Annotated in this window: 15 protein-coding genes; 11 read left to right on the top strand and 4 right to left on the bottom strand. The window is 47.8% G+C overall.

Annotated features, from left to right (window positions below):
• Nucleotides 1-262: 262 nt before the first annotated feature.
• Together D829_RS0118795 and D829_RS0118790 are read right to left on the bottom strand one after the other, a co-directional pair.
• The gene (locus D829_RS0118795; RefSeq protein WP_017690468.1) at nt 263-2,035 is read right to left on the bottom strand and encodes an alpha-glycosidase; all 1,773 of its coding nucleotides are present in this window, start codon (nt 2,033-2,035) and stop codon (nt 263-265) included.
• Nucleotides 2,036-2,297: 262 nt separating this feature from the next.
• Nucleotides 2,298-2,876, bottom strand: a complete 579-nt coding sequence (locus D829_RS0118790; RefSeq protein WP_017690467.1) for a hypothetical protein — start codon at nt 2,874-2,876, stop codon at nt 2,298-2,300.
• 1,241 nt (nt 2,877-4,117) lie between these two features.
• On the opposite strand from D829_RS0118790, the gene D829_RS0118785 reads away from it, so the two are divergent.
• From D829_RS0118785 to D829_RS0118745, 9 genes are all read left to right on the top strand, one after another.
• Nucleotides 4,118-5,143 (top strand): hypothetical protein, encoded by a 1,026-nt coding sequence (locus D829_RS0118785; RefSeq protein ID WP_017690466.1) that lies wholly within the window; start codon nt 4,118-4,120, stop codon nt 5,141-5,143.
• 156 nt (nt 5,144-5,299) lie between these two features.
• Complete coding sequence (locus tag D829_RS0118780) at nt 5,300-6,655, top strand: diaminobutyrate--2-oxoglutarate transaminase (protein ID WP_017690465.1); 1,356 nt, start codon at nt 5,300-5,302, stop codon at nt 6,653-6,655.
• An 11-nt stretch (nt 6,656-6,666) separates the two neighbouring features.
• Nucleotides 6,667-8,082, top strand: a complete 1,416-nt coding sequence (locus D829_RS0118775; protein ID WP_017690464.1) for an MFS transporter — start codon at nt 6,667-6,669, stop codon at nt 8,080-8,082.
• Nucleotides 8,060-9,847 carry an IucA/IucC family protein gene (locus tag D829_RS0118770; protein WP_241230795.1) on the top strand — a complete coding sequence of 596 codons (1,788 nt, stop codon included), beginning with the start codon at nt 8,060-8,062 and terminating at the stop codon, nt 9,845-9,847. The genes D829_RS0118775 and D829_RS0118770 overlap by 23 nt, the downstream gene beginning before the upstream one ends.
• Complete coding sequence (locus tag D829_RS0118765; RefSeq protein ID WP_017690462.1) at nt 9,822-11,834, top strand: IucA/IucC family protein; 2,013 nt, start codon at nt 9,822-9,824, stop codon at nt 11,832-11,834. Before D829_RS0118770 ends, D829_RS0118765 begins: the two co-directional genes overlap by 26 nt.
• Entirely contained in the window at nt 11,831-12,607 is a 777-nt protein-coding gene (locus D829_RS0118760; RefSeq protein WP_017690461.1) for an aldolase/citrate lyase family protein, read from the top strand. Before D829_RS0118765 ends, D829_RS0118760 begins: the two co-directional genes overlap by 4 nt.
• Nucleotides 12,604-14,064, top strand: a complete 1,461-nt coding sequence (locus tag D829_RS33760) for a type III PLP-dependent enzyme (RefSeq protein WP_017690460.1) — start codon at nt 12,604-12,606, stop codon at nt 14,062-14,064. Before D829_RS0118760 ends, D829_RS33760 begins: the two co-directional genes overlap by 4 nt.
• Nucleotides 14,024-15,871, top strand: a complete 1,848-nt coding sequence (locus D829_RS0118750) for an IucA/IucC family protein (protein WP_017690459.1) — start codon at nt 14,024-14,026, stop codon at nt 15,869-15,871. Before D829_RS33760 ends, D829_RS0118750 begins: the two co-directional genes overlap by 41 nt.
• A gap of 306 nt (nt 15,872-16,177) precedes the next feature.
• On the top strand, nt 16,178-19,717 hold the full coding sequence (locus D829_RS0118745; protein WP_017690458.1) for a glycoside hydrolase family 2 TIM barrel-domain containing protein: 3,540 nt from the start codon (nt 16,178-16,180) through the stop codon (nt 19,715-19,717).
• Between the two features lie 107 nt (nt 19,718-19,824).
• Here D829_RS0118745 and D829_RS0118740 read toward each other — a convergent pair whose 3' ends face one another.
• Nucleotides 19,825-20,274 carry a hypothetical protein gene (locus tag D829_RS0118740; RefSeq protein ID WP_017690457.1) on the bottom strand — a complete coding sequence of 150 codons (450 nt, stop codon included), beginning with the start codon at nt 20,272-20,274 and terminating at the stop codon, nt 19,825-19,827.
• 169 nt (nt 20,275-20,443) lie between these two features.
• Between D829_RS0118740 and D829_RS31495 the strand changes: the two genes are divergently transcribed.
• Complete coding sequence (locus tag D829_RS31495) at nt 20,444-20,917, top strand: DUF4362 domain-containing protein (protein WP_017690456.1); 474 nt, start codon at nt 20,444-20,446, stop codon at nt 20,915-20,917.
• A 148-nt stretch (nt 20,918-21,065) separates the two neighbouring features.
• Here D829_RS31495 and D829_RS0118730 read toward each other — a convergent pair whose 3' ends face one another.
• Entirely contained in the window at nt 21,066-21,257 is a 192-nt protein-coding gene (locus D829_RS0118730; protein WP_017690455.1) for a hypothetical protein, read from the bottom strand.
• A gap of 90 nt (nt 21,258-21,347) precedes the next feature.
• Between D829_RS0118730 and D829_RS0118725 the strand changes: the two genes are divergently transcribed.
• Entirely contained in the window at nt 21,348-21,728 is a 381-nt protein-coding gene (locus D829_RS0118725) for a hypothetical protein (protein ID WP_017690454.1), read from the top strand.
• The last annotated feature ends 29 nt before the right edge of the window (nt 21,729-21,757 follow it).

The following is a 21,757-nucleotide window of genomic DNA, read 5'->3' as shown; positions in this document are numbered from 1 at the left end:
CTTCTGCTCTCGAAAATCGACGTATTGGACAAATAAGGTCTCTCTAATTCGTTAGGCCTTTAGCCCGCGTATAATGAAGCGAATAAGGTGTGCTGGGTTCGTTAGAATATGACGTATAAGATACAGAAGAGGCTGTCCTTGGTCTGATATGCTACCCATACAGTAACAGGATTTTATTATTTTACCTGTCTACTTTATGGGGAGCATATCACCTGGAGGACAGCCTATTTGAAGTTATTTCCCCTTGTTAGCTGTATTTATCTCAGGCCTCGGCTGGTTGTTTCACCTCAAGTTGCATCAGGGAGAATCCGTATGCTTCCAGATCGAGGGTCAGTTTGTTTTGCCGAGCTTCCACGGCGTTTAATGTGAACAGATTTCGCCAGACGTTACGATCTGCCAAAGGAAGTTCAAGGGTACACGGCTCATCACCCGCATTCAGCACAAGAAGCATGCGCTCTCCCGTATGCGAATCCAATCGTTCGATGGCAAGACAAGGGTCTCCGGCTTTTGCATATACAATCTTCAGTTCTGTGCTGCGTAGGGCAGGGTGCTCTTTACGAAGGGCAATGGTATGGGTGAAGAATTCCAGAAGCTCGCGATTCTGATTGGTTTCATCCCACTCCATACACTTGCGGCAACCCGGATCATATCCCCCGTCAAGACCCACTTCGTCTCCATAATAGATACATGGCACACCTGGATACGTAAGCAACAACGTAACGGCAAGTTTCATCTTTCGCTCGTCTCCATCACACAAGGTCAGCAGTCTGGGTGTATCATGACTTCCGAGCAGATTGAAGGCCGCTTCCGTTACAGGTTGTGAATAGGCTGCAAGCAGTTTTCCGATCTCATTGGCAAATCCGAGTCCGTCGAGCTTGTCATGTACCGTATAGTCCAATACCGAGTTGGTAAACGGATAATTCATCACGGCATCAAACTGGTCTCCCTGAAGCCACATGAGCGAATCATGCCAGATCTCACCGAGCAGATAAGCATCAGGTTTGATGGCTTTTACCGTCTGACGGAATTCGCGCCAGAACTGATGATCTACCTCGTTGGCTACATCAAGCCTCCAGCCGTCAATGTCCATCTCCTCAATCCAGAAACGTCCTACGTCCAGCAAGTACGCCTTCACTTCAGGGTGTTCCGTATTCAGCTTTGGCATAAGCGGTTCAAAGGCAAAGGTGTCATAAGTTGGTATACCATCCTCCACACGTGGCGGCCAGTCTTTGATATAGAACCAGTCTGCGTAGGGGGAAGAGGCTCCATTCTTCATGACATCGACAAAAGGAGGGAACTCTCTGCCGGAATGATTAAATACCGCATCCAGAACAACGCGTATGCCGCGCTGATGACAGGCGTCCACGAACGCTTTGAACTGCTCATTGGTTCCAAAGTGAGGATCAACCTTCATGTAATCGCCTGTATTGTATTTGTGGTTCGTCGTGGCCTCGAACAGCGGACAGAAGTAGATGGCATTGATGCCAAGCTGACTTATATGATCGAGATGATCCAGTACACCTTGGAGGTCGCCGCCAAAGAAGTTCACCGGTGTGGGTTCCCCTCCCCAGGGTTCTGCATTTTGGGGACTGATGGATGGATCGCCATTGGCATAACGTTCAGGGAAAATCTGATAAAATACGGCGTCCTTAACCCAAGCAGGCGGTTCAAAAATGTCGACCGGATTCATAAATGGAAAATCAAAGAATTCAAGTGGATGATCAGGCAGCGCCTGCTCGAATCCGCGCTCCGTCATCCAGACCGATTCCTTTCCCTGAATCAATTGGAAACCATACCGTAATCTGCGATAGGGAGGTGAAGTCTCGGCTTCCCAATAATCGAACATTTCATCCCGGGCAAAGATGTTCATGGGAATGTGTGTGATTGTGCGATCCCAGGCATATTTGTCCCCGGTAATGGCGATCACCGCATCCAGATCGCCGCGTTTGGACCGAAGTCGCAGGTGCATGGTCGAGCGGTCATAAGCATAGGACCAATTGAGTTTGGGGCGATGGTAAACGGCTTCAAGAATCATGTGAATCACTCCTCGTCAGATGATGAAATTCAGATAAAAGTGGCCATTAAACGCAAAAAAGGCACAACCTCAATTGTTCACGAGGTTGTACCTTTCGGCAGCATAGCCTTTTGATTATAGTGTTATTATACGAACTAACTCAGCAAAAGAAAACACTTTTTTTCCTTAAATTTCAAAATATTTAAAAAGGATAAAGCGGTGATTCCATTCACACGGTGAACGCCAGAATAGTGCAATCTGACGTTATACATGTGTGGCTGTTTTACATTTGGTAGCCGAGTTTTTCGCCGTAGGCTTTGATTTCAGCATGATATTGTTGAATGCTTTTAATTCCTGATGCAATCTTGTCATTTCCTTGTTTAAGGAGCGTGCTGTTTACTTTCGTTTTGGCAACAGACTTTTTGAACAATTGATATCCTTCAAGCTGAGCATAGCTGCCTTTGATCAGTTTGGCATGGATTTTTTTCAGTTCAGCATTCTCCGGTTTGATCTGTTTCAGCATGGAAACATACTTGGTGTAGTTAGGGATTGCTGTATTGTTCAGTTTCAAATAAAAGGACTTGCGATTGGAAGAAGTAATGTATGTATTGCCACCCACTGCATCCATTGCTTTCTTCTCGTATACCGCTGGATCAGTCAATGCATCCAGGTAGTTCAGGAAATCTTCTTCTTCGGCTGTAAGTTCCGGTTCTTCTTCCAACGTGTCAACTTCATAGTATTCGTCTTCCGAATATGTAGTGGTTGAGTCATCCGCAGCAGCGGCATAGGACCCTGCAGGTGCGAATACCCCACCGAGCAAAACAAAACTAATAATGATTGATAGTACCCATGATTTCTTCACGTGTTAAATTCCCCTATCTATAGGTGTGATTTTATTCCAATGGATAATCTAACATAGTGCTACAAGAAATTACAGGAATTGTTTTACAGTAAATTCATCAGTCAAACACATAGTAATGAATAATGATTCACCAGCAAAAAGGACATGTATTAGATGAAGCTAGAAGTTAGAAGAGAAATGTGCATGTTAAGTTACAGAGAAAAAATTTACATATATGGTTTGTGTGGAGGCGTATTGTATCGATATATATTGTATTGTTTTAGTTAATATATCTTTATTTAATGTTGTTTGATGAATTTACAGAGTTCGACAGGGAGTGAGGAGTTTTTCCAAATAAAATGCTTGTGTAATGGTTTCATCTCCATTACAATTCAATTGATAATGAGTTTCAATATCATTTATAGGGAAAAGGGCAAACGGGTTACATCACATTGTGGCTGTTCACAACAAGTCCATCTACGCAGAAGGTAAACCGGAAGATATTGTTACACAGGACATGGTCCGGAAGGTTTTTTAGACGGAGTGTGAGATTGCGGTCGGTCCACTGTCCGGCACACCAACCATTATCCCGCATGGAAGGGGAAGGAAGCTGAATGGAGAACAGCGTTATACACAACTGGCTTGAGGATCAAAAAGTCCGCTTTTGATTCGTTCAATAGTTATCCAAAACTCCACATCGACTCCATTGTATGATCATACAGATGACAATTAGGCAAGCCGATGGTAAAACCATGTCCCAGGCTTGCCCGGTTTGTTGTGCCTACTATTCGATAAAAGCATACCTTCATCGACTCAAACCAACATCAAATTCAATCTTATTTTTCCTTAAAAGTTTATTATTGACAATATAACTCGAATTGCCATAAAATAGATTTTATATGATATTGATAATCATTATCAATATTAAACTACAATAAATATTGATGAACGTATGAGCAATATAAGTTGAATTCATCATTTACATGCAACGGAGAGGACAGAAAAAACCTGAAAAAGCGGAGCTACAAGCTTTCTGTAAGAAAGCTACTCCGAAAGCATACACTTCGCCTAAAAGCTTTCTGAAAGAAAGCTGCATCGGAAGCATAGGCTATCTCCGGATTTCCCCTTTGTATAAGGGAATCAAAAAATCTGGGGATAACAGCGATTGGAAGGTTGTTCTGTCATTGTAGTGTCAGCGTAAATAATCTTTAATTCAACTTATATAGGAGCGAGCACCTTCATTCGATCGAGGAGGATTTTCAGTGTTTCCGAAAGGGATTCATAATCTGCAAAACCGACTCATTATAAGCAAAGCGAGAGAAATGGGCATCACCTGTGAACCACTTCTTGAGGGATGCGAAGATTTTCTGAAGCTGTCTGTAGGGGACCAAGAGATCATCATTAACAAAACCAGATCTCATCGTTTGCCGTTAATTGCTGGACTGCTCGTGAAGAACAAGCAGGCATGTAATATGTTGCTACATGAACAGGGAATGCCTGTACCATCATTTATCGTGATCCCGGAGATGGGAAGCGAAGCAACAAATTTTCTGGAAAAGCATGGCTCCATTGTAGTAAAACCGCTGGATGCGAGCAGTAGCATGGGCGTGACGTTGGATGTGCGTACCGCAGATGAACTGGAGGCAGCCATTCATCTTGCGAGTATCCACGGCAGCAGCATTATGTTACAGCAATATGTGACCGGGATCGATTACAGAGTGCTGATCATTAACGGTGAAGTGGCGGCTGTGAACCAGTATCGGCCTGTCTATGTCGAGGGAGACGGAACTTCAACCGTTCGGGCGTTAATTGAGCAGTTGAATCAGGATCGTATTAAGATGACGTCCATTGGCGAGTATGAAGCGTTTCCCCAAGTGGATGCAGAAACGGAACGACTGCTGGAGGTATTACATGCACAAGGGACAACACTGGATGAAGTTCCTGCCGCCGGAAAAGAAATCGAGCTATATGATCTCCGCAATTCTGCCGCCGGAAAAATCAGTGAATTCTACAAGGATTGTACCGAAATCATTCATCCCGAAAATGCCCGAATGATCATTCAGGCGGCAAAGACTCTTCAGATCGATGTAGCAGGAGTTGATGTTCGTTGTCGTGATATCCGCACTCCAATCTCCAGAGAACAAGGGGGCATTCTGGAAGTGAACGCCTTGCCAGATATGACACACCACGTCTTTCCACATGGTGGGACAACTCGTGATGTGGTTCGGTTATATCTGGAATACCTGTGTCGGGAACAACTTGAATCTAAGACTTATAACAACGTATAGATGACAATGTATAACGGATAACAGATGACGAATACCATCATTTAATTCGGACCTTACCATGATTTTGAACCAATACTATGTCATATACAAAATGTAGAACAAGAAACACAGGCAGCAGGTTCAGCCTGAATCGATTATAAGGAGCGTTAGAGGGCTATGTCAGTAGAGGTGCAGACGGAATATCTGAAGATGCAAAATGAGAAGGAATCCAATGCAAGATCGTACCCTAGACATTTCCCGCTTGTCATTAACAAGGCCCATGGGGTGAAGATTACCGATACGGAAGGCCGCGTATTCTACGACTGCCTGGCTGGTGCAGGAACATTGGCGCTGGGGCATAACCATGACACGGTGGTCAACGCCATTCGCGATGTTCTGGATCAGCAGATTCCGCTTCATACACTGGATTTGGCAACACCGCTGAAGCTTGCATATATGCAAGAACTGTTTTCCATTCTTCCGGCAGAGATGCGAGACAAAGCCAAAATCCAGTTCTGTGGTCCAACCGGAGCGGATGCAGTAGAAGCAGCCATTAAGCTGGTCAAACATGCTACAGGTGGCAAGTCTATTCTTGCCTTTCAAGGAGGTTATCACGGTTCGACCCAAGCGACGATGTCGATGAGTGGCAACCTGAGCAAGAAACAACATCTGCAAAGCCTGCTGCCCGATGTACATTTCCTGCCGTTTCCTTATGAATACCGCTGCCCATTTGGTGTTGGTGAAGGCATGACGGCCCGGTTAAGCGCACAGTATATCGAGAACTTGCTCGATGATTGCGAGAGCGGTATTGCGGCACCGTGTGGGGTCATTGTGGAGACGGTGCAGGGTGAAGGTGGAGCCATTCCGGCAGATATCGAATGGCTGAGGGAGCTGCGGCGAATCACAGCAGAGCGAAGCATTCCACTCATCATCGACGAAGTGCAGACAGGCATCGGACGGACAGGCCGGATGTTTTCATTTGAACATGCCGGGATTGTACCTGATGTAATCATCTGCTCCAAAGCAGTTGGCGGAAGTCTGCCGATGTCTGTTGTCATCTACAAAGAAGAGCTGGACCAATGGCAGCCTGGTGCACACACAGGCACGTTCCGTGGCAATCAGCTGGCCATGGCAGCGGGACTTGCGACACTTCGTTATATTCGGGAACAGGATGTTTTGCACAACGTACAACTGCGCAGTGAGCAGTTCATGAATCAACTGAATGTAATGAAAGAGCGGTATGCAGAGATTGGTGACGTGCGAGGCAGAGGACTGATGATTGGCGTTGAGGTAGTTGATCCAACGGGACGCAAAGATCGTCTGGGGCATTATCTGCCTAATGGTGCGCTGGCTGAGTCAATTCAGCGTGAATGTTTCAAGAATGGATTAATTGTGGAACTGGGCGGGCGTCATTCCGCTGTTGTTCGTTTTCTGCCACCGCTGAATATAACGGAGCAGGAGGCGGGCGAGGTGCTTGCCATCTTTGAGAAATCGGTAGCTGAAGCGATTGCCCTAGCAACGGCCGCATGCTGAAGCTGTCCCTAATGAAGAGGCATGCAGTATTACTCGCGATTCTGATCGGTGCTTTTTCGCTGGTGCTGACCAACAGTGCATTTAACCTGCTGCTGCCTTATTTTGTGCAATACTATCAGATCTCTACCACAGCAGGCGGATGGATCATCGCGCTGTACATGCTGGCTATGACGTTAACGATGCCGCTGGCTTCCCTGATTGTGGACCGACTGGGGCGTAAGCAGACGTATATGTTGGGCATCAGTATCTATGGACTGTTCTCGGTGGCAGGTGCGTTGTTTTATCACTCCATCGAAGTACTCTTGCTGGTTCGTTTCATGCATGGCGTTGCCGCGGGGCTGATGATTCCGTTATCACTTGTGTTGCTGTTTGATGTATACGGACCGGAGGTAAGGGGGCGAATTACTGGAGCGTGGGGCTTGCTGCTTATGCTCGCTCCGGCTGCCGGGCCAACGCTGGGTGGTTTCATTATTCAGTATGGACGGCTTGAAATGTTGTTTTGGCTCAATGTGCCACTGGCTATATTCTCGTTGATCGGCTGCGGTCGAGTCATTCAGACCTATATCCCTGCCCGTAGGAAAAAATGGCATCCATCCAGTGTCATGATGCTGATCTGCGCGGTAGGTGCCCTTAGTCTGGGGGTACAGTTGTACGCAAGTCCTGTCGTGGCAGTATGGTTACCTTGGATGCTGATTGCGCTCGGTGTGGCGTTGCTCATTCGTTTTGTCCAGACCGAGAACCGTCGCAAGGAACCACTGATCCGGTACCAGTTACTGCGGCGTAATGCCGTCTTTCCACTGACCGTGCTGATCTCGACCATTCAGGATTGTGTCATGTTTGGCGTGATCTTTGCCTTGCCACTATTGTTCCAGGACGTCTTCCACCTGTCACCGGCCCTATCCGGTGCGTTATTCATTCCCTTGTCGATCTGTACAAGTCTGTTCATGTGGATTGGCGGCAGCTTGCTGGATCGTGGTAGGTCCATGCATTATATCGCATGGGGGACGTTGCTGGTGTCGATATCGATCTTATCGTTTGCAGTTCTGCCCATGGGAGCATCGATGTGGATCATCGGATTACTCATGGCGTGTCGGGGAATTGGCGTTGGTCTGTCAGGCATGAGTATCTCTGCAATTGGTCTGCAAGCATTACCGGACGAAGACATGCACGAAGGGTCGGTGTTATCAACCACGATTGAGCGGCTGGCTTCTTCGTTTGCGGTGATGGGCATGACCCTGTATTACGATATGCGTTGGCAATGGCTTGCCGGGGCAGGAACGTCCATGGAGATGGCAAAATGGGGGGCACTCAAAGAGATCTGTATCGGACTTGGCTGCGCCATACTGCTTACACTTCCCCTGGTCTTACTTATAACCCGAAAGAAGGTTGGCATCATTGTTCGAGATGGAAAACAAGCTCCGGTCTGAGGCTGAGCAGCAGGCCCATGAACATTCGTGCAAGCTGCTGTTGAACTGTTACATCCGTGAGCTTGCGCTAGAGAAGGAAAGCGATATTCGGATCAATCCAAATACGCTGTCGTACACTGTTACTTTTCAAGCTAGTAGGGTGAAGGTGACAGGACGCTTGTCTTATTACTCTGCCATGGGGGAGCATGAATACCTCAGCATGGAATCTTGTGGGGAAACAGTGCATTATGGCGACCTGGTTCGTTGGATCACATCTGAGCTAAGTGGGAATGGGGAAAAAGATGCTCGCTCGGATCAACATGGAATGATGAAAAGTGTGATGGAGATGAAGAGTTCACTTGAGCTGGAGAATGTACATCCATTGGGTGAGAATACGAATCGTGTCGAGGCGGCGTATGCCAGAGATTTTGCACAAAAGGTAGATAACAGTGTGGGTAACCTTACGTTGTATATCGAACAAGCAGCCGGTCTCGACATCCACGACTATCGGACATCTGAACAGTCACTGTTGGTTGGTCATCCATTCCATCCGTTTCCGAAAAACTCCAAAGGCTTCAGCGAGCAGGATGTACAGAAGTACAGTCCGGAGTTACGGACATCATTTCAACTCTGTTATATCGCCGTGAGGCAGGATGTCTACGTGCAGGAATGGGTCGATGACGAGGCGGCAATGAATTTGTATGATCTCCTGCGGAGCCATGTGGAACCTATATTAAAAGAAAAGAGTGAGATGTATGGGCTGCTGCCTGTCCATCCATGGCAATACGCGTACATATCACGGTTGACCGAGATACAGTCCTATTTTCGAGATGAAAAACTAATCTTACTCGGCAGTGCGGGGCCAACTGTCTACCCAACCTCTTCGGTCCGTACGGTCTATGTTCCCGCATGGAACTGCAATATCAAGCTGTCACTGAATATGCAGATCACCAACATGATTCGCACCAATAGTGCTGAGCAGATGCGCAGAACACTGGATGCCTCCAAGTACGTCAGGAAGCATGACTGCTTCGGTGCTGAACCGAACACGCATATTGCGTATGAGACAGGTGTAGCGACTTGTGCTTTTGATGATGAAGAGTTAACCAGTCTGTTTACAATAGCTTATCGGCCCATTGAGTTTGATGTCGAGAATACGTATGTCTTATCCAGTCTCGTTGAAGCACCGCTTCCCGGGTTGCGCTCCAGGCTGATGACGATGCTGGGTGGTGGACGTGACATTGCCGAGCGTTGGCTGGAATGTTATCTGAAATGTTCTCTGCTGCCGATTGCACGGGTGGCGGGTGAGAAAGGCATTCATTTTGAAGCCCATTTGCAGAATACCCTTGTGACCTTAAAGGATGGGTTGCCTGTGGATTTCGTCGTCCGCGATCTGGAAGGGGTCAGTGTGGATGAGGAACTTATCCGTGAGCAGGATCGTGCAGCGTCCGATTTACTATTTTATTCGCGAGAGAAAGCTTGGGCGCGGACATCGTATTATTTTATCGTCAATCATCTGGGGTCTCTGATTCATGCGATGGCGCGAGATGTGAACGTCCCGGAGGAGCATTTCTGGAAGCAGGTACGTGAGGTCCTTGTGGAGGAACTGGAACGAACGGGCAATGCATATGTGCAACATCTGCTGACGGCGGACGCATTTCTAGCCAAACAAAATCTGGTGAGTTGTCTAAGAGGGATCAGCCAGACCCCGGCCTACGTGCCGGTGAGCAATATAATGAAACGAATAGGGAGTGAAGTGCGTGGGAGTTGTGGGATACAGGGCTGAAACAGGCGGCAGGACAGAAGCAGTCTACGTGGGTGTACAGGAACGGATCATGCGGCAGACGTTGGAGGCGATGTGGTTCGAAGGCATTCTGGATAGTCATGTAAGTGGGAGCGAATGGCGAACCAGCGGCCTTACATCTTCCGGCGATTCTGTGGCGTACACGTGTGAAGCCGAGCGGAAATTTTCATTTGGCCGGGTGAAGGTGAAGAAGGGGACGATTCAGAGGGAAGGCGTACCCTGCACCGATCTGGATCTTTTTCTGGAGGAAATTGTGCTGAACGCATTGAAGGGTGCAAATGTGACGGCTTTTATCCAGGAACTGCTCGAAACGATGGCAAAGGACAGTCAGTGCCGAGCCATATTACCCTTGAACATTCCGAGTGAAGATCGGCATTATGATGCGCTCGAAAGTCACATGACCGACGGTCATCTGTACCACCCGAGCTATAAGTCGAGGCTGGGATTTTCCATGAAAGACAATCTGGCCTATGGCCCTGAATTTAACTCGGAGGTTTCATTAGTCTGGGTTGCTGTGAAAAAAGAATTTGCTCAGACCGCTGTATCCGCAGGGTATAGCTCTGAAGAATTGGTGAGGCAACATCTGACTGCAGAGGACATGCAGCGATTTCAACAGATCCTGCAACAACAAGGTCGTACGGACACGGGTGAAGTGGTACACGCACATGCGGCGAGTGTAGATCAGCTTGGGAGCAGTACCGAAGTTCGTGAGAGCGTTGGAGAGACAATCCAAGCGAAGCTTCATGGGGCAGTTCGTGAAAAAGGCGAAACAGTCCGTAGCTCGGGTAGGGAAGACGGCAAGGTTGGTATAGGAATAGGTTCTGATATTGGTGATCGATATGTGTTCATTCCGGTTCATCCATGGCAATGGGAGCATCAGTTGGAATCGGTATATGCCCGTCAGTTGATGGATAGAGACATCGTGTATCTTGGTCCATCGTCTTCGCCCTATCGTGCGCAGCAGTCAATCCGTTCGCTGTCGAATCGGGTGAACCCGGAAGCGCCTTACATCAAGCTGGCCCTAAGCATTACCAACACGTCGAGCACACGTATACTGGCACAGCATACGACCCAGAACGCACCGCTGATCAGCGATTGGCTGGATACACTTGTACGTGATGATGAGCTGTTGCAGCAGGCGCAGTTTACCATTTTGAAAGAAATGATGGGACTGTCGTTCCGTTATGAACAGTTGCCTGTAACTCAGTATGGACGTGCCTATGGCACACTTGGCGCGATCTGGCGGGAGAATGTATCGGTTCACCTGAAGCAAGGCGAGACGGCATGGCCGCTGAATGCGTTGATGTTGGTGCAGCCAGATGGTGTTCCATTTATCCAGGATGCTGTAGAACGACATGGTGTGGAAAAGTGGAGCGAGGCCCTTGTTCGCACGGTTACTCTGCCGATTATACATCTGCTCTATGCACACGGGATTGCGCTGGAATCTCATGCCCAGAATATTATTTTGGTGCTGGAAGATGATCTGCCGAAACGAATCATGATCAAGGACTTGCATGATGGTGTCCGCTACGTACCGGATCAACTGTTGCACCCGGAACGGGCACCAAAGCTGAACCCAGAGCCAGAAACCCATCGCAAGTTCAATCGGTACTCCTTCATCTATGCTAGAGATGTGTCGGAAGTCCGTGACTATACGTATGATGCGTTCTTTTTTATCTGCATGACAGATATTGCGCTGGCTTTGGAGAAGTTTGGGTTGTTGGAGGAAGCGTTCTGGCAGCTGTGCGCAGGTGTAATTGTGGATTATCAGAAGCAGCGCCCGGAATACGCAGAGCGGTTTGTTGCATTTGACCTTTTTGCCGAAGATGCACTGATCGAAGAGATGACCAAGCGCCGTCTGTATGGGGATGGGGAGTTGTATTTCCGCAAGGCAAGCAATCCGCTCAAGGTATCGAAGGATGCACTTGAATCAAAAGGAACACCTGAATTAAAGGGAATCGTCGAATGAGAGTTAACACGCTGAAGGAAAAAATTGCACGTAAACAGCCCGTGTATGGCCTTTTTGTATCCATCCCGCATCCGGTCATCATCGAGATGATCGGCCATGCGGAATATGACTTTGTCATTATTGATCTGGAACATGCCGCAACATCGATGGAATCGGTAGAAGAGTTAATTCGGGCGGCGGAACTGGTCGGCCTAACTCCGTTGGTACGTATCTCCAAGGTGGAGCGAGCGGAGATTCTTAAAGTGCTGGACTGTGGCGCACAAGGGATCGTTATTCCGCATGTCGAGCAACTGGAGCAGGTGGAGGAAGCAGTTCGTCATGCGTACTATCATCCGGTCGGCATGCGGAGTCTGAATAGCGGTCGTCCCGGTGTGTTCGGGAAATATCCGCTTACGGAATACATCGAGGAAGCAAACGAACAGGTGATGGTTGTGCCGATGATCGAAAGTGTGGAGGGCGTGCGGCAAAGTAAACGGATTCTATCTCATCCTCAGGTGAGCTTTGTATTGGAAGGGGCGGCGGATCTGTCGCAATCCCTCGGTGTGCCATGGCAGACGGAGCACCCGGATGTGAGACGTGTGCTGGATGAATTGCATGCTACCGCCCAGCAGTGCGGAGTACCTTATGCTACGGTCACCAGAGGTGTGGAAGACATGTCGCTCTGGGCTGAGCGGGGAGTACATATTTACGTGCTGGGTGATGATCGGAATACGGCGTTTCGGGCATATGCCCAAAAACGGAATGACTACAGGAATGCGGGTGGGCAGATATGAAACCTGGTGTATGGCAGGCGATAGATGAACTGCAACGAGGGATGGAAGAACCGGTATGTGCGTATGTCTACGATCTGGCTGGCATTCAGGAACAGGTACGTCAGATGCTGGACAGTATGCCGGGAAACACAGAATTGTTCTACGCCATCAAGGCAAATCCTGATCAGAGAATCATTGAGGCGTTGCTTCCATTCGTGAAGGGCTTTGAAGTGGCTTCCATCGGAGAGCTGCTCAAGGTTAGAGCGGTAAGCCGAGAGGTTCCGATTCTGTTTGGAGGTCCGGGTAAAAAGGAGAGCGAACTGAGGCTGGCGATCGAGCATGGCGTGAGCTACATTCATGTGGAAAGTTTGCTGGAGTTGCGGCGAATTATTGCAATTGCGAAAGAGCGAGAGCGGGTGCAAGGGAGCAAGCGGAAGCAAGAGTGGGGACAACTGGAGCCGGAGCCGACGTACGAGAGCAAGCATAGGCAAGAGCAGGAACAGGAACAGAGATATGCGCAAGCGTACGGCGAGGAACTGATGCAAGAGCAGAAGCAAAAACAGGATCAAGAAAATGAGCAAGAACATGAGCCGAAACACAAGCAACAACAGGAGCAAGCGCAGGAAGTACGCATTTTGCTCCGGATCAATCTGCGGAGCAGTACGTTACCCCGGACGAAGATCGTTATGGGCGGCGGGCCAAGTCCTTTTGGAATCGATGAGGAGGCAGTGGAAGAAGCCATTGAACTCATTGGTGTGGAAGGTGCGGGTGTAGTTCGGTTAAGCGGGTTCCATTTTCACTCCTTGTCCAACAATATGGACGCCAGGCTGCATGCCGAGATGATTGAGCTGTATTTGCAAAAGGTGGAGCAGTGGCAGCACAAGTATGATTTACCTGTGGAAGTGGTGAATGCAGGAGGTGGATTCGGTGTCACGTATGATGGCAGCCCTGGATTCGACTGGCCTTTATTCACTGCCCTGTTGGAACAAAGTGAAGCCAGACAACGCCTTGCCTCATGTGGAGGCGAGTTGTATTTCGAATCGGGTCGACTGCTGGTGGCAGACCATGGGTATTACGCAGCAGAGGTTACGGATATCAAAACTTCTCATGATCAGTATTTTGCCGTGTTAAGGGGAGGTACGCACCACAATCGTCTACCTGTTTCATGGGGTCATAACCATCCGTTTCAGATTATAGAGACGGACCGTTGGAAGCATTCATTTGCCCGGCCAGAGGTAAGAGATCGTCGAGTCCATATCGTAGGTGAGCTATGCACACCGAAGGATCGTATGCATTCCGATGCGGAGGTAGCACTGCTGCGAGTGGGAGATATTATTTTGTTTGAAAAGTCTGGGGCTTATTGCTGGACCATCTCGCATCATGATTTTCTGGGGCATCCGCACCCGGCATTCCATTATCTAACGGAGGACAATAATCATGTCAACACTGATGAAGCGTTCCAGTCTGCAAGCCGCTGAACGCCGGATTATGGCGGATCTGATGAATTCATTCTTGTCGGAGCAATTACTCCCACTGGAGGAGTGTTCATTCATTGATTTTGCAGCGGCACCTGCACCGTTCCGTCGATTGTATAAGGAATATGACAGCGAAGAGCGTAATCAGAATGTAGCTTCTCGCTATAGATTGCACACTCAAGGTGTACTGTGTCTGGTTGAAACAGGAGTAAGACAGGGGACTCAGTGGGTTCAGGGTTCACCGATCTACGAGGAGAAAACTGATGGAAGCTGGGTTCTCCTCGATTCTCCGGCAGAGGTTGGACGTGCGGTGTTACAGAAGGCTTTGTCGGATGAAGCTTATGCCCAGCCCGGAGTGGTAGAATTCCTGGCGAGTCTGGACATTGCTGTGGAACAGTTCGCTCTGGGATGGGAACAAGTCCAGTATCTGTCTGCCAACGTCCCGGCGTCTGCTTATGAGTGGTTTATCAAGGGTGAGCGCGTTGCTGCATTGCGGGATCGTCCATTTCACCCATCGTCCAAAGCCAAGGTGGGATTCAACGCAGAAGATGTAACTCGGTATGCAGCGGAATTCGGGAAGGCGATTTCGCTGAGCTGGGTGGCTATACGGCTGGATGCCGTGCAGCAAGGTTGTGAAGATGGGCTGTCCATTTTGGACGTGTTAGACGATGTTCAGCGCGGAGTGGTGGAAGCTGAGTTTGCCCGAAAAGGGATCACGTTGCACGAATATCTGCCGATGCCTGTTCACCCGTGGCAATTGCAGCATGTGATTCTGCCTCGCTTCACGGGAGAGATCGAAGAGGGTAGAATTGTCGTATTGGACATAGAAGTGGGCGACGTACAGGCAACATCCTCTCTGCGCTCGATGGCTCCGTCAACCGAGTCCACCCGGATGCTCAAGCTTCCGGTTAGCGTGCTGTCACTGGGTGCTGCCCGTTATCTTCCAGTAGTTAAGCTGCTGAATGGTCTTGCTGGAGAACGGTTGTTACGACAGGCCGTTGCCTGTGATGAGACGTTAAAGGAAAAGGTGTATATGTGCGAAGAGCAGAACTGGTGGGGCTTCATGCCGGAATCCATGGGACTGTTTGATGATCATCCCCGACATCTGGCTGCACAGATTCGTGTGTATCCCTCTGAGTTGTTGGATGATGATTACAAAGTCATTCCAATGGCCGCACTGGGTGTGAATCTGGAAAGGCATCATCTATTAACGGAGATTCTGTGGGATAACCTGAGCAGCGCGGATGTCCTCGACTTCTATACCAGTATGGCTACGACGTTTTATGATATCGTGACGCGTCTGTTCAAGGTGGGCGTCGTACCTGAGATTCATGGTCAGAACTGCTGTCTGGTGTTACGGGATAATCAGGTAAAAGGTCTATTGTTCCGCGATCATGATTCCGTGCGTTTGCATCAGCCTTATCTGGACAAGCATGGCATTGCAGACCCTGCCTATCATATTCGCCCGGGTTACTCGAACAGCCTGTATAACGAGACGATTCAGAAGCTGATTTTCTATGTGCAGTCTTTGGGGACGCAGGTGAATCTGGCTGCGATCATGGAGGCACTTAGCGAAGTGTATCACATCCCGGAAACGAAGTTATGGGAGATCACGGAGCAGGCTTGGAAGGAAGCGCTTCAACACGTGCAGCTTCCCGAATCCGACCGGGCCGCGCTCGCTCATACGATATTCGAGAGCAAAGAGTGGCCCGTGAAGTTAGTTGTCCGTCCGCTGCTTGAAGCGGATGGGGTGCCTGGCGCGATGCCATCAGGCAAAGGCATAGGGTGGAACCCTTTTTACAAGGGATAGAGATTAAGTAATGTTGGTGTATGAGTGTAGACAGAAGAAGTGGCGTTTATAGAACAGAGAAGGTGACCCGGTTGACGGGTTGCCTTTTTGGCTTATTGTCATCGAGTTCGAATGCCAGGAGAGAATAAAACGTTCATCATTACGGCTAAAAAATCTTATGAAAAAGAGTTGCAGCGAAGAGACTGATGGTATAATCGGGTTATGTGTTATAGTCATACTTAAGTTTACCGAAAAGGTTTTCGTAAAAAGCGATATCTATTGTTGTAACCGCAATCATAATTTACTTCAAGAAAGTGAGAATCTACCATGAATCAGAAGAGACTTTTTAATGATGGATGGCAATTTGCGAAAAGTAAGCTGGATGTTACGGAACCTGCGGGTCTGGTGTATGAACCTGTGGAGCTTCCCCATGATTGGCTGATATATAATACGCTTGAACTGTATGAAAACAGCATTGGTTGGTACCGGAAGACGTTCCATTACACGAAGGATGAGCAGCAGCTTTTGCTTTGTTTTGATGGCGTATACATGGATTCTTCGGTGTATGTGAACGGGCAGCTGGTTGGAGAGTGGAAGTATGGCTATTCTGATTTTGAACATGAGATCACGAATGCACTGGTGGAAGGCGATAATGAAATTTTGGTCAAAGTGGTGCATCAGAACCCGAACAGCAGATGGTATTCCGGGGCCGGAATCTATCGCCATGTGTGGCTGAAGACGAGAGACCGCAACCATATTGTTACGGATGGAACGTATGTATCTATTCAGCAACAGCCGGGTGGCTGGCAGGTGGAAGTGGATACGGAGCTGAACCTGGAACAGAATCAGCAGGCAGAGCTGGTGCATACGATCTGGTATGAAGGTCAGGTGATGGCATCCAGCCAAGCGAATGTTACGGCTTCGGTGGATGAGAATGCGGTTGTACCGGCAGATAGCCAACAGATGATTGTGGAGAATCCAAACCTGTGGAGCCCGGATGCACCGCATCTGTATGAACTGGTGACAGAGCTGCGATTGACCTCGGATGATCAGGAACATCGGACAGTGGAGTCGGTATCACAGCGCATTGGATTCCGGGATATCAAGCTGGATGCCAATGAAGGGTTCCACCTGAACGGAGTTAAGATGAAGCTGAACGGTGTGTGCGAACACCATGATCTCGGGGCACTGGGAGCTGCATTTAACCTGACGGCACTGCGCAGAAGATTCGTACTGCTCAAAGAAATGGGTGTTAACGCCATCCGCACCGCGCATAATATGCCTGCCAAAGAGTTCATGGAACTCGCCGATGAGATGGGTATGTTGGTTGTATCGGAAGCCTTTGATATGTGGGAACGTGCCAAAACGCCATACGATTATGCGAGATTTTTCCCGGAGTGGGTGCATACGGATGTGAAGAGTTGGGTGAAGCGAGACCGTAACCATGCCAGCCTGATCATGTGGAGTATCGGGAACGAAATCTATGATACCCATGCGGATGAGCGTGGACAGGAAGTAACTCGGATGCTGATGGATTATGTGCTGGAATTTGATCCGAAAGTCAATGCTGGCGTGACGATTGGTTCCAACTACATGCCTTGGGAAAATGCACAAAAATGTGCGGATATCGTGAAACTGGCAGGCTACAACTACGCGGAAAAATATTACGACAAACATCATGAAGAGCATCCGGACTGGATTATCTATGGTAGTGAAACGTCTTCGGTGGTACAGAGTCGTGGCATCTATCATTTCCCATTCGAACAGCCAATTCTGGCAGATGATGATGAGCAGTGCTCGGCTTTGGGTAACAGTACGACGAGCTGGGGTGCGAAGTCGGCAGAATACTGCATCTTGGCAGAGCGGGATACACCGTATTCGCTGGGTCAGTTCCTGTGGACCGGATTCGATTATATCGGAGAGCCGACACCGTATCATACGAAGAATTCGTATTTTGGACAGCTGGATACAGCAACGTTCCCGAAAGACTCCTATTACATCTACCAAGCGGCTTGGACGGATTATAAGAAAAGTCCGATGGTTCACCTGTTCCCTTATTGGGATTTCAGCCCGGGTCAGATCATTGATGTACGCGTGTGCAGCAACGCGCCGAAGATTGAGCTACAACTCAATGGCAAAACGATTGGCACGTACGATATCGATCATGCCAATGGGACACAGCTGTCAGGCTGGTGGAAAGTGCCTTATGAAGAGGGCGAGCTGAAAGCGATCGCTTACGATGAGAACGGTCAGATCATTGCAACCGATGTGCAAAGATCCTATACGGATGCGAAGAAGATTCGTCTGCAAGCGGATCGGGAGCAGTTAGAAGCGAATGGCACAGACCTGATTTTTGTAGAGATTGATGTTGAAGATGAAGCGGGTAATCCAGTTCACAATGCGAACAATCGTGTGCAAGTTCAGGTGACTGGTGCAGGACGACTGCTAGGTCTGGATAACGGGGATAGCACGGACTATGATCCATACAAAGGATTAAGCAGAAGACTGTTCAGCGGCAAACTGATGGCGATCATCGGAGCGACAAATGAACCTGGAACGTTCCGGATTGAAGTTTCTTCCGAAGGGTTGGAAGGGGCTACGGCTGAGTTCCAATCGCAGGTTGTGGATGCGGATGTGGAACATGAAGCAAGTCGTGCAATAAGCAGTACAGCTCGTATTCAAGCACAATCGGGTTCTGTTGGAAAACAAGCGCAATCCGTGTTGATGCAAAATGAAGAACGTCCGGTGCTTACGGGGAATGCTCAGGAAATTCCTTTGCGGAAAATTGAGATCATCAGTAATGCAGGACAGTTGCTCGATCCGTCCAACCCGGAGCTGGTTGTAACCGCCAAGCTGTATCCAGAGAACACTTCCTATCGCGACATCGAGTGGGCCGTTGTGAATGATGCGGGGATCGAGTCCAACATTGCCAAAGTGGAAGCTGTTCAAGCAGAAACGGGCGACAACGGTGAGCATCAACATGCGGTGAAGGTATCCGCTATAGGTGACGGGGAGTTCAGACTTCGCGCAACCAGTACGAACGGTACGGATAAAACGAAACTCATCTCCCAGCTGGAATTCAAGGCGGACGGTCTCGGCACAGCGTACAAAGATCCATACAGCTTCATCACGGGCGGACTGTACGATTACACCAAAGGTGAGGTGGGTAACGGCAACGAACGTGGAGTAGCGACAAGTCGGGACGGGGAAACGCACGTGGGCTTCCGTAATATTGACTTCGGGCCATATGGCTCCGATACGATTACCATTCCAATCTTTACGCTGTCCACTGAGGATTACTTCATTCAGATCTGGGAAGGTATGCCGGATGAAGAAGGAAGCACGATGATCGCAGATGTGGTGTATGACAAAGAGTCCATCTGGAATGTGTACCAGGAGGAGACGTATCATCTGTCCAAACGCCTTAGCGGGATCACATCGATCTGTTTTGTACTGAAGCAGAAGATTCATATTAAAGGTTTCTCCTTCGAATGTCAGAGTCGTGCGTTTGAACAGAACGCTGCTAGATCCTGTGACCATCTCTATGGAGATACGTTTAGAATTGAAGGTGATCGAGTAGAAGGCATCGGGAACAATGTCTCGCTGGAGTTTGAAAACATGGACTTTACGGCAGAAGGTACATCAAAGCTCGTGATTTACGGCCATTCACCGATTGATAAAAATACGATTCATATTCGTTTCGCAGGTGCGGACGGACAGAGCAACCAGTTGGTTGAGTTCACGCAGTCGGGTGGATATGAGGAGCGGGTGTTTGAGCTTGAACAGGTGAAAGGTGTGCAGAAAGTAAGCTTTATCTTCCTGCCAGGCAGTCAGTTTGACTTCGGTTGGTTCCGATTCGAGAAATAAATGTGATGGAAATATAAAACCCTTCAAGCAGGCATCGGTTCATGGGAACGTGGATCTGAATCGCTTGCGTGAAGGGTTTTTCTTGTATGTAGGTGTGAGAGAAAACATCAATGAAACTGCTCTGCTTCAACTGAGAGATCTAAGTGATGACCTATTCTGCTATAAATGTACAACTTAATATCCGTGTCATGTAATGCAAGCAGGTTTATCGTTTTATCACTATTTCTATTGATAGATGTTTCCATAGGTTCACTTACTTCATCTACATACATTTTCACATATACCGTGTGGTTGCTGTTGTTTTCAATTGATATGTTGGCATGTGTCCCGTTCGAAGCAACCATTGTGAAGCTGCCGTTGTATGCGGAACGACCTTCATGTTGAGTTGGGGCAATGAGCAGAACAGATGTAGATGTTGGGAAGGAGCGCTCCATTTCATGGGCTAATCCCTTTGACTGCCGTTCGTTCGTTGAAGCTAGAGTCGCTGTATTGGCCGAATGGGTGGATATTAGTACAGATAGAGCCAGTGCTACACCGAGCATTGTTTTTAACGTCATTAAATTAACCCCCTGCTGAATGATAAATCACTAAAATTTTCGTTCCTGTTTATACATTTCTATGATTCTAAACGTTCGGGACAACGAGGGAGTTACAGATAAATGACAAAATAAGCATAATCATGCAACAAAGGATAAGATTGAAACGTTTCATACATGAGGTGATGGAATGAGAAGAAATATGCTTATCCTATCGTTAGCTTTAATGCTGTTAACTGCCTGTCAGGCAAATGATCCAACAACGGATGCTTCCGGAATTACGCAAGTTTTTCCAGAAATTATCGAGCCCCATAATCCAGAGCAAGCGGAGCAAAGCGGGGATGTGGTTGTACTTCATGGAGGCATACGGAACGAAGATAAGTGGAACACATTTATGAAAAATGTGGAGAAAAAACATCAGGATCAGGTTCGTGTAACGATGTATACCATTGAAGGTGGGCCCATTATCCAGGAATTGATCTATGATGGTACAGCTATTCAATCGACTTACGATAACTCAAGGGATGCCTATGGCTCCAAACAGGGAATGAAGACCGACACCTGCAAAGGGATCGGGACAATGAAGATTGAGCAGGGAAATATTTTTTACGTGTTAACCGGGTGTGATAAGGAAGAGAACCCCTTTTGGATGCCTAAGCTTTAAATAAGATGTATCCATATGCAAATTCTTAATAAAAACTGTGAAGCAGAGGCTGGTTGTGCAGGTTTTTGTTGCTATTTGAAAGGTGAAAAATCGAGATTTTATCTGTACAAAGCATTGACTGTCCACCGCCCTGAATCTCATAACCCAACTACACTTCATGATCTGTATAGGTTGCATTATGTGTGATGGTAATCCCATCTACGGTTTTGGTTTGAAGTGGGTTGTTTGCATCGGGAAGTGCGGATTCTTCTTTATTAGTAACAGAAAAATAAAGCACAAATGGGAGTATCAATATGATAAGACCAATAATGATAGCGATGATAATATTCCTTTTGTTCAATGTGCATCATCCTTTCAGCGAATAGATTTTTTAATGAAGTGAATTTAATGATTAATAACCAATTATATCATATTTTGGGTGGTGATATAAATGAAGAGGCTTTGGGTGTTATGTATTTTGATACTTTTAGTGACAGGATGTAGTCAGAACAATAGAGAGAAAGCCATTGATTATCTAACGCAAAATCAAAGAAATGATGCATCACTCATTGTATTTACCGACCGACCTTCGGAGCGACCATTTATTGTTGAATTACAGACGCAATTAAATGAAGTAAATAACGAGAATTTGAGGGCAGAAGGCCCAATAACTAACGTAACCTTTTATAATGTCCGTGATGAACATAAGTTTAATTATGAGGAGATTTTTGGTCTGAAATCATATCCGTACATGATCCTATTCGAGAAAGGCCAGATTACACTGGAGACGCAGGAACCGGAAGAGATCGTTCAGCATTTTAAGAAGAGGTAAGAGTCTACTAAAAAAACGTGCACGAACAC

This window comes from Paenibacillus sp. PAMC 26794 (genome assembly GCF_000316035.1).
Taxonomy (GTDB): domain Bacteria; phylum Bacillota; class Bacilli; order Paenibacillales; family Paenibacillaceae; genus Paenibacillus.
Note: the sequence above shows the minus strand (reverse complement) of the source record. Positions and strands in the feature narration are given on the sequence as shown.